This is a genomic window from Acinetobacter sp. Ver3 (assembly GCF_000632455.1).
Taxonomy (GTDB): Bacteria; Pseudomonadota; Gammaproteobacteria; order Pseudomonadales; family Moraxellaceae; genus Acinetobacter.
The window spans coordinates 25,534-34,790 of sequence record NZ_JFYL01000032.1; the positions used below are offsets into that span (position 1 = coordinate 25,534).

Annotated in this window: 10 protein-coding genes, 3 tRNA genes and 1 pseudogene; 7 read left to right on the forward strand and 7 right to left on the reverse strand. The window is 36.9% G+C overall.

Annotated elements, in window-relative coordinates; genetic code table 11:
- Positions 1 to 112: 112 nt before the first annotated feature.
- From CL42_RS09720 to CL42_RS09730, 3 genes are all read left to right on the forward strand, one after another.
- Positions 113 to 982 (forward strand): MetQ/NlpA family ABC transporter substrate-binding protein, encoded by an 870-nt coding sequence (locus CL42_RS09720; RefSeq protein WP_035267639.1) that lies wholly within the window; start codon positions 113 to 115, stop codon positions 980 to 982.
- 71 nt (positions 983 to 1,053) lie between these two features.
- Entirely contained in the window at positions 1,054 to 2,079 is a 1,026-nt protein-coding gene (locus CL42_RS09725; RefSeq protein WP_035267641.1) for a methionine ABC transporter ATP-binding protein, read from the forward strand.
- The gene (locus tag CL42_RS09730; RefSeq protein ID WP_035267644.1) at positions 2,076 to 2,771 is read left to right on the forward strand and encodes a methionine ABC transporter permease; all 696 of its coding nucleotides are present in this window, start codon (positions 2,076 to 2,078) and stop codon (positions 2,769 to 2,771) included. The genes CL42_RS09725 and CL42_RS09730 overlap by 4 nt, the downstream gene beginning before the upstream one ends.
- A gap of 40 nt (positions 2,772 to 2,811) precedes the next feature.
- On the opposite strand, the gene CL42_RS17520 is transcribed toward CL42_RS09730, so the two are convergent.
- Both CL42_RS17520 and CL42_RS17525 read right to left on the reverse strand, forming a co-directional pair.
- On the reverse strand, positions 2,812 to 3,027 hold the full coding sequence (locus CL42_RS17520; RefSeq protein WP_228133255.1) for a DUF4951 domain-containing protein: 216 nt from the start codon (positions 3,025 to 3,027) through the stop codon (positions 2,812 to 2,814).
- The gene (locus tag CL42_RS17525; protein ID WP_051586577.1) at positions 2,985 to 3,197 is read right to left on the reverse strand and encodes a hypothetical protein; all 213 of its coding nucleotides are present in this window, start codon (positions 3,195 to 3,197) and stop codon (positions 2,985 to 2,987) included. The genes CL42_RS17520 and CL42_RS17525 overlap by 43 nt, the downstream gene beginning before the upstream one ends.
- 225 nt (positions 3,198 to 3,422) lie before the next feature.
- On the opposite strand from CL42_RS17525, the gene gloB reads away from it, so the two are divergent.
- Positions 3,423 to 4,154 carry a hydroxyacylglutathione hydrolase gene (gene gloB / locus CL42_RS09740; protein ID WP_035267649.1) on the forward strand — a complete coding sequence of 244 codons (732 nt, stop codon included), beginning with the start codon at positions 3,423 to 3,425 and terminating at the stop codon, positions 4,152 to 4,154.
- Between the two features lie 252 nt (positions 4,155 to 4,406).
- A complete protein-coding gene (locus tag CL42_RS09745; protein ID WP_035267651.1) occupies positions 4,407 to 4,610 on the forward strand; it encodes a hypothetical protein in 204 nt (67 codons plus the stop codon).
- 157 nt (positions 4,611 to 4,767) lie between these two features.
- Here CL42_RS09745 and CL42_RS09750 read toward each other — a convergent pair.
- From CL42_RS09750 to CL42_RS09770, 5 genes and pseudogenes are all read right to left on the reverse strand, one after another.
- Positions 4,768 to 4,852, reverse strand: a tRNA-Leu gene (locus tag CL42_RS09750).
- 38 nt (positions 4,853 to 4,890) lie between these two features.
- Positions 4,891 to 4,964: transfer RNA gene (locus tag CL42_RS09755), tRNA-Trp, on the reverse strand.
- A gap of 38 nt (positions 4,965 to 5,002) precedes the next feature.
- Positions 5,003 to 5,087 (reverse strand) — tRNA-Leu (locus tag CL42_RS09760).
- Between the two features lie 107 nt (positions 5,088 to 5,194).
- On the reverse strand, positions 5,195 to 6,052 hold the full coding sequence (locus CL42_RS09765) for a protein kinase domain-containing protein (RefSeq protein WP_051586578.1): 858 nt from the start codon (positions 6,050 to 6,052) through the stop codon (positions 5,195 to 5,197).
- Positions 5,988 to 7,533: pseudogene (locus tag CL42_RS09770) on the reverse strand (DUF3336 domain-containing protein). Before CL42_RS09770 ends, CL42_RS09765 begins: the two are co-directional and overlap by 65 nt.
- Before the next feature lie 205 nt (positions 7,534 to 7,738).
- Here CL42_RS09770 and CL42_RS09775 point away from each other — a divergent pair.
- Both CL42_RS09775 and CL42_RS09780 read left to right on the forward strand, forming a co-directional pair.
- Entirely contained in the window at positions 7,739 to 8,611 is an 873-nt protein-coding gene (locus tag CL42_RS09775) for an ATP-binding protein (RefSeq protein ID WP_035267654.1), read from the forward strand.
- Positions 8,612 to 9,000: 389 nt separating this feature from the next.
- The coding region (locus CL42_RS09780) for a hypothetical protein (RefSeq protein WP_035267657.1) at positions 9,001 to 9,257 on the forward strand (257 nt) is incomplete at its 3' end.

Genomic DNA, 9,257 nt, shown 5'->3' on the forward strand with positions numbered 1-9,257 from the left:
TCTCTAACAGATGAATAGCTTGAAGTGCTCTTGAAACAAGGACAGTTCATTTCACTATTCACCTCACTGCATATGTAAGTTGAAGATCGTTTCAACATACTCAGGAAATATCATGAAGAAAATTCTTGGTTTAGTTTTGGGCCTATCAGTGGGTATCGCTGGATGCTCAAAACAAGATGCTCCAGAAACCGCTGCAAACAACACGAATAAAGATTCAGTTCAAACCATTACAATCGCTTCTACAGGTTCAGATGCAGATATCTGGAAGTTCATTGCAAAATTGCCAGAAACTGAAGCTGCAGGTTTAAAGTTAGATGTTAAAAACTTTACTGATTATGTTTCAATGAACACTGCGGTAGCCAATAAAGAGATTGATATCAATGCCTTCCAATCATATGCGTATATGGTTGCATACAATGATGCCAATACTCAAAAAATTGCGCCATTATCTACGACTTATCTTGAGCCAATGGGGATTTACTCAAGCAAAGTTAAAAATTTAAATGATTTCAAAACAGGTTCGACCATTGCAATTCCAAACGATGGTGCTAATGAATCACGTGCCCTTTTATTATTGCAATCTGCTGGTTTAGTAAAGTTAAAACCTCAATTTGACAATGTCAAAGGCACAACTTCTGATGTAACTGAGAATCCTAAACAAATCACCATTAAACCGATTCAAATGGCAACTGCGGTACGTGTGAAAGATGAAGTGGATGCCATTGTATTAGGCAACACCTTAGCAATGGAAGGTGGTCTGAACGTATTAAAAGATGCGATCTACTACGAGCCAATCGATCAAAGTACAAAAATGAATGTGAATGTACTGGCTGTAGCTGAGGGCCGTCAGAATGATCCTGTATTGCAAAAGGTAGGTCAGCTATATCATACAGATGCAGTTAAGCAATATGTGAAAGAAAACTTTGGTGGCACTAAGGTTAATGTTGATAAACCAACAACATATCTCACAGAAGCTCAATAATTCTAGACTTCTGTATTTTTAACAGGCAAATTTAATTTGCCTGTTTTTCATTTTTAATAGTTCTTGACGTTATGATTGAATTTAAAAATATTAGTAAACATTATCAGCTCAAAGGCCAAACTATTCACGCCTTAGACAATATTAATCTGACGATTCCAGATGGAAGTATCTTCGGAATTATAGGCTATAGTGGTGCAGGTAAAAGTACACTGATCCGTTTGATCAATTTACTAGAAAGACCCAATCAAGGTCAAATGATCATCCACGGTCAAGATTTCACTGCTTTGAGCGCTTCAAAATTACGTCAAGAACGCGCCAATATTGGTATGATTTTCCAGCATTTCAATTTACTACAAACCAAAACCGTTGCAGCCAATATTGAAATGCCAATGAAACTCCTTGGCTGGAGTAAAGCTGAGCGTCTAAAACGCTTAGATGAGCTACTTGAGTTTATCGATTTAAAACATAAACGCGATGCTTTTCCAGATGAGCTTTCTGGTGGTCAAAAACAGCGTGTAGGTATCGCTCGGGCACTTGCCAATCATCCAAAAATTCTACTCTGTGACGAAGCAACATCAGCGCTTGATCCTCAAACGACAAAGTCTGTACTTGCCCTTTTGAAAAAAATTAATCAAGAGCAAGGAATCACCATTGTTATGGTTACGCATGAAATGGATGTTATTGAGTCGATTTGCGACTTTGTTGCAGTTATGGAACAAGGCAAAGTGATTGAACACGGCAGTACTCTCGATATCTTTAGTCAACCGCAACACCCGACGACCAAAACATTTATTCAAACTGTTTTACAGCAGCAGTTACCTATCAATATTTTAAATAATTTAGAAAATCAAAATCACCACAGTATTTATAACTTGCAGTTCTTAGGTACTTCAGCACAAGAAACTGTTGTACAAGCTGCCATCAAACGATTTGATATTAGTCTCAATATTTTATTTGCCAACATGACCGAAATTAATGGCGCTGTGATTGGACAAATGTTTGTGCAATTACTGGGTGATCCAGACATTATTCAAGAAACCATCAGCTTTTTCCAACAACATGGCGTTAAGGTTGAACAATCAGGAGTACGTGCATGAGAGATATGATTGTTCAATGGCTAACAGAAATTACTGAACCTTTTTGGAAAAGCTCGCTTTCAATTGATCAATTTGTGACAGCCCTACAAGAAACCTTCCATATGGTTTTCTTTGCAATGCTATTCGGTACGATTTGGGGTTTAATTCAAGGGATAACCCTACTTGTTACACGACCAAACGGGATTTTAGCCAATCGTGTGATTTACTATGGATTAAACCCTATTGTGAATGCATTACGTTCCCTCCCGTTTATTATCCTCCTGATCGCGGTTATTCCACTGACAAAAATGATTGTGGGTACTTCTATTGGGACATGGGCAGCTATTGTTCCTTTAACCATTTATGTAGGACCTTATATTGGTCGTCTGGTTGAAACTTCACTCCTTGAAGTCAACGAAGGCATCGTGGAATCAGCGCAAGCTATGGGCGCAACACCCCTACAAATTATTTTCAAATTTATTCTACCTGAGGCACGCAGTTCCCTCATTCTCAATTTAACTACAGCTGCAATCAGCTTAATTGGTGCAACAGCCATGGCTGGCGCTGTCGGTGCAGGTGGCATTGGTGATCTTGCGATCTCCTATGGTTATCAACGCTTTGATACCAGTGTCGTTATACTCACTGTTATTGTGCTTTTAGTATTAGTTCAATTGGTGCAAATGACAGGTGAAAAACTCGCCAAAATGCGATAGTAAATTTAAAAAAAGATCTCAAATGAGATCTTTTTTAATATCAATCCATCCAAAGTGAAGCGATTTTTTCCATTAATTGCGCACGTAACGGCGCAGTTGGATTGCATGGATTACGCTTTGCTTCATGCTTATAAAACGCTTGCCAATCGCGTATCATTTCCAAACTAACACCTTGAGCTTTAAACTGATGGATGTCTTGCTTAGATACACTTTCTAAGCGTGCTTGAGCACCTTCTGGCCCTGTTGCCCAACCGATAACCCCTTGCCCAAAACTCGAAAGCTCATTTGGTTAGGTGTTTGAGGAACCGCTTTACGTTCAATTGTCTCATTGACCTTACAGCTGCTTGGACGCTCGTATAATTGAGACTTTTGCAGTTGACCAACTTGAGAGTTCTGCATACAACCAACAAGAACAATCGAACTCATCACTGCGCTGATGCAAGCACTCAATCTCACTTTTATCTTCATTTACTTTTTACTCGAAATTTGTTCATCAGATCAGATAATCTTAAGCTAACAACAATGCACCTCATCAAATTCGACATCAATATTTACAATACATCGCTGTTTAAAATTTGGGTGAATTTTACAATTTGATAAGCTTGATCTAGGATGAGATCAAATAAGTCACATGTTTTAGGATCGTTTAGGATGCGTTATCAAGTTCGCGTAATTGATGTTAACAATGCGCTACAAAACTATATATGGATTATTGAAGATACTGAAACCCAAGAAATTGCAGTGGTAGACCCTACAGAAGCCAATTTGGTGGTCAACTATTGTGACTCGCATGGTTTAACACTTAAGCAAATATGGCTTACCCACTGGCATAAAGACCATATTGGTGGTGTGCCAGAGTTAATCGCGGAAAAAAATATTGAAGTTTATGGTCCACGCGAAGAATTATCTAAAATTCCATTTATCAGTTGTCCACTCAATCATAATGATGAATTTTATTTTAATGACTTAAAACTTGACGTCATCGCTGTTCCTGGCCATACCTTAGGTCATATCGCAATATTTGCAGATGAAATCGACAGTTTATTCTGTGGAGATACCTTATTTGCAATGGGATGTGGACGCCTTTTTGAAGGAACGGCTGAACAAATGTATCAATCACTTAACCGACTGTCAGCGCTCCCTCCAAGAACTCAAGTCTACTGTACCCATGAATACACGCTCTCAAATGCACAATTCGCTTTACAAGTAGAACCTGAGAATAAGGCACTACAAGAACGATTTGAACAAGTTCAGAAACTTCGAGATCAAAATCAAATAACCTTACCTTCCACCATTGAAATTGAACTTGAGACCAATCCTTTCTTGCGCGTCAACAGTGCTGAAGAATTTAAACGTATTCGGGAAATGAAAGATAATTTCTAAATTTAGCATTATCTGTTCAAATTACAGATGTTTATTACTGAGCGATATTCGCTCAGTTTTTAAACCCTTCAGACAATACATTCTCTTCTTTATCTTAAAGCTTTAACAACATGATCAAATTCTGTCTTTTAATTGCATGAAATATATACATTTCTATAGAATTAAAATATATTTACATTAATTTAGGTTCAAACCCTTTAAAAACAACATCATTAACCTTATTAATATTTCATTAGTCAAAGGAGTTGTCTCATGAAGAAAGTGGTCAAAGCAAAAAATTTAATTGCATTCAGAATTTGGTTAGAAAAATTAGGTTATTCCGTTCGAAATTTAAAGGATAACCAAGGCTTCACTTTCAGTTTTAAAAAAGAATATGGTTTAGTGACATGTGACTTATCTGGAAATACGTTGGCAATGCAATTAGGTGAAGAATTCGAGGATCACTTGAAGGCTTAATTTCAGCTTAATTCAAAGGAATGAATACTGAATAGATCATTTAAATATTAATATCGCCTCTTTGTAGGCGATTTTTTTTTATGTTTAGATATTTCAGCCTGTATTTATATAAAAATATAGGCAATAAAAAAGCAAGGTATCAAACCTTGCCTTAATATGGTGGGGACGGAGAGACTCGAACTCTCACACCTTGCGGCGCTGGAACCTAAATCCAGTGCGTCTACCAATTTCGCCACGTCCCCTTTGAATACTCAATTATATTACTGAGCTTCATAAAACTTGGCAGAGGATCAAGGATTCGAACCTTGACGAACGGTTTTGGAGACCGTCATGCTACCATTACACCAATCCTCTATTTCACTTACTTCGGTCATTCCACCTAGTAAATTACTTGGTGGGGACGGAGAGACTCGAACTCTCACACCTTGCGGCGCTGGAACCTAAATCCAGTGCGTCTACCAATTTCGCCACGTCCCCGATGGCTGTGTATATTATAGAGATCATTATCTCATGACAAGCCCTTTTTTGAAAAACCTTATTGTTTGACTAAATATAAAACAATTATCCATTTTACTGGTTTTTCTTTAGACAAATTCGCTTAATATCTGTTTTAATTGATAAATATTGTCCAATCTTTGTGATTTATTTTTCATCAACATCTGCTGGAGTACTGGTGTTAAGTCAGAAAAAGGCCTAATAATTTCAACTTTTAATTGCTGACAATGCCATTTTGCCCAATCTATATAGCTTTTTTTACGGATTGAGTACTGATTTAACCATTCTAACCAAATAATACCGAGTGCATATATATCTGATGCTTGTGATTTTGACTCACCATGAAACAACTCAGGCGCCATATACCTTGGTGTTCCATGTGTAGAAACTTGAGGATGGCACTCAAAGTGAAACATCTGTTCAAAATCAATTAATTTGGGTTGACCATTCAATATTCTAAAATGTTCTCTTTTAAGATCTGCATGAACCCATCCTTGCTCATGAATCGATAGTAATGCATCTAGACTATGTAATAATAAATTGACCACATTTGAAAACTCATTGTGTGGGCAGGTCTGCATTTGAGTATAGGCAGAATTTTCTACTTCAAATAGCGGCGCCGCATTTTCAATCAGAATCAATGATGAAGAATCATGTTTTGATGTAGGTGTATTGAATCTACTGTTTTCGTCATACACGATCTCAAACGGCACTAAGATCTTTGAAGAGCGAGTACTGAGTGATTGGTAGTGTTTTATCTCATTGTCGAACCACTGCTCATGCTGTGAACTGATACCCTGCTGTTGTCGCTTAACCCAATACGTTTGGTCGTCTATTTCGATACAATAAATTAGACGACCATACTGCTGACTTTGTTCAGAATTAACTGGTTGCCTGAGCAGAGGCTGAATGGTTTGCCACTGTAGATTGTTTTTTAAGAGATTCATTTTGCTGTTTCAGTTGCGTCAGCATATCCAAACAATGTTCAATGGTTTTTCCTATACGCGCATGTGTTTCAATACTGGACAGTTTTGACCAAGTTGCCCGTTCCCCTTCTCTTTGAAGGACTTTAAACAAATGAGGTCGCGGATTTTGTAACATATAATGATAATGTCGCAGACTATAATTACCTACAATATTTAAATCACCATAATAACGCTGATCAACAATACCATAACCGTGATCCAATAGTCGTCTAATCGTCGGCACACTGCCCATTCGGTCACGAGTGAAATTCATGACATCCATCGCAATCGTTTTACCATGTTTACGCACTAAACGTTGCGGCCAGCTGAGTAGATCTGTTCTAAAACGCTCCGCATCACTTTGCATGAATGGCACAATATGTGGATTCACCTGACTGGCAATGGTGTAATTAATATTGTAGAGACGAGCCATTTTCTCTTGTGGAAAATCACTTCTCACACTGCCATCCACCCAACGAATACTTGCCAAGTATGGTGTATGCACCCCATCATAACGCTTACTGGTCAGTCGAACTGGAGGAAATAAGATAGGAACCGCACATGATGCCAATACTGCACTCCACACCAGTAAATCTGGTGCAGTATATTTATTCATGATACGAGCATCTTCCTGAGCGACATCATAAGGTGCAACACTGATATTGATATCAAGTCCAGACTTTTCATACGCTTCTTGAAATGTTAAGTCCCCTAAATTTTCCACTAAAAATTTCTTAAGATATCGCACATCAGCAATACCACCATTTCCTCTAAGCAACTCTTTGAAACTTCTGAAATGGAATGCCTCGCTATAAAAGCTCTCTCCTGTCAGCAGCTGATCAATATCTTTTTGATCAGAAACGCCTAACATCGCCGTCATTAACGCACCAGCACTCGAACCTGATAAAACTTTCGGCATCAAATCTTGTTCCATCAGCGCCTTACACACGCCTGTATGAAACAAACCTAATGAGGCCCCACCCGAAAACATCATTGCTGGTTGACCATAGGTCAGTTGACAATTTTTAAAAAAATCAAATTTTTCTTGATGTGTCAAACCTGAACATTCATCCGAAGCGATATAAATTAAACTCTGTGAAACCTCTTCGATATAGTCCTCAATAATTTTTTTAGTGCCAATATATGTTTGTGTGAACAGCATAGGATGACCAATATTGGCGACATCATGACTCAAGCCTTCTCGCAAAATATAGATAAGATCAAACACACGATGATTCAGCTTGTAACGGCGTAAGAGATTTAAACGATGCGATATAATTTCAGCATCAAAATAGGGTGAAGTATTATCAAACTTCCATTCCTAAGCGCCCGTCTCCTCATCCAGCTTTAAGGCAATGTCTTTCCACTCTTCATAGCTCTCCGCACGTTCAAGCTCATGTTGCATTTTTTTTAATTCGATACGCTTGATGCGGATTAATTTGACTACGATTGCCTAAAATCATTGAGCTAGTCCTTTGATTTTTATTAGTTCAATTAGTTTTGTTCAGTTTTTAAACTATGCAAAAAAAGCACAAAATAATCAACTTAATAAAATTTATTTCTTGTATCGACCAGTCAGCATAGATTTATACCTTAGATCAGTTCACATCGCTATCGTCATCATGTAGATTAAACTTGATTTTATTGAATTGTATTTCACAAACAACTATGGCGACTCTAGAACTACCAGATCAACTGTTAACAAAAATTTCTCAACTTATTGACCAACTTAATCACACATTATCTGAACCGAGTCAGAAAATTGATTTCTCAGCACTAGGATACAAATGGCAAAATAAACGGCTGATCCCCATTCAAAAACCTAAAATAATTCATCTTGATGATTTAAAAGGTATCGAAAAACAAAAAGAAAAAATACTGCAAAACACTGAACAATTTTTACAAGGTTTACCTGCAAACGATATTTTATTGACTGGATCTCGTGGAACCGGAAAATCATCTATCGTAAGATCTTTACTGTCAAAATATGCTGACCGTGGTTTACGCATCGTTGAAATTGAGCGTGATAATCTGTCAGACCTACCAGAAATACAAAAAATTATTGAAGGTCGTCCCGAAAAATTTATCGTGTATTGTGATGACTTAGCCTTTAATGCTGAAGACGAAAATTATCGTAGTTTAAAAAGTGTGTTAGATGGTTCACTAGAGTCAGGTTCTGGCAACTTTATTATTTATGCGACCAGTAACCGCCGCCACCTACTCCCAGAATTTATGCATGAAAACACCCCGATCACTAAAGTAGACGTGCCTCAATATACTGAATTACATCCGCAAGAAGCGATCGAAGAAAAAATCTCATTGTCTGATCGTTTTGGTCTTTGGCTTTCATTCTACCCGATGGATCAAAATCTTTATTTAGAGATTGTAGAGCACTATTTAAAAAAATCTGGTATTGAAATGACACCTGAAGTACGTGCTGAAGCGCTACGTTGGTGCCAAGCCAGAGGTCAACGCTCAGGTCGTTCTGCATTCCAATTTTCAAAACATTGGATCGGCTCTACTCAATTAAAGCGTGATTAAGCATTTACATCAGCTTCTGCAATAAGAAACTAAGATGGAATAACGTCTTAGTTTCTCGACTTTCACTCTTTAATCTAAGTTATTAGCTTTTATTACGATAAAAGTTGATAAATTATCATGAATAATTATAAAGATAAAATTAATAATTTAACTCATTGCTCTATATCGATATACAAAAAATTTTAAATAAAAAAAAGCTCAAATATTACTTTAGGTTATTAATTTAAATAAAATTTATTGACTAAATAAGAATTAAAAAAAATAATTTAAATTTAAAACAATATAACATAACAACCATTTTTTGTTTTCAAAAAAATTAATGTAACCCAAACTTAACAATTCAAAAATAGTATGAGGGACGCAAATAATTATAGAAAAAGGCTGCATCCATGCTTCAAATTAAAAAATATAGTAACCAACATACACAATTCCCAGAAGTGCAAAATATATTAAAAATGCTTCATCAAGCGATCTTCATGACACCAGAGGGTTGTGATTTGAATGACATTGCTCAAGCCTATGCCCCTGATGATGCTGCAAGCAAACGGGTTTTGATCTATTTTGATGAAGAAAAACCTGTTGGATTTTTATGTATGCAACGTTATGAAGTCAAAAAGAATGACAAGACAATGAATGTTTGGTGGTG

What these genes read in the sequence shown, in the direction of transcription:
- CL42_RS09720 (WP_035267639.1), top strand. Translation starts at nt 113, where the DNA reads ATGAAGAAAATTCTTGGTTTAGTTTTGGGCCTATCAGTGGGTATCGCT.
- CL42_RS09725 (WP_035267641.1), top strand. Translation starts at nt 1,054, where the DNA reads ATGATTGAATTTAAAAATATTAGTAAACATTATCAGCTCAAAGGCCAA.
- CL42_RS09730 (WP_035267644.1), top strand. Translation starts at nt 2,076, where the DNA reads ATGAGAGATATGATTGTTCAATGGCTAACAGAAATTACTGAACCTTTT.
- CL42_RS17525 (WP_051586577.1), bottom strand. Translation starts at nt 3,197, where the DNA reads ATGAGTTCGATTGTTCTTGTTGGTTGTATGCAGAACTCTCAAGTTGGT.
- gloB (WP_035267649.1), top strand. Translation starts at nt 3,423, where the DNA reads ATGCGTTATCAAGTTCGCGTAATTGATGTTAACAATGCGCTACAAAAC.
- CL42_RS09745 (WP_035267651.1), top strand. Translation starts at nt 4,407, where the DNA reads ATGAAGAAAGTGGTCAAAGCAAAAAATTTAATTGCATTCAGAATTTGG.
- CL42_RS09765 (WP_051586578.1), bottom strand. Translation starts at nt 6,052, where the DNA reads ATGAATCTCTTAAAAAACAATCTACAGTGGCAAACCATTCAGCCTCTG.
- CL42_RS09775 (WP_035267654.1), top strand. Translation starts at nt 7,739, where the DNA reads ATGGCGACTCTAGAACTACCAGATCAACTGTTAACAAAAATTTCTCAA.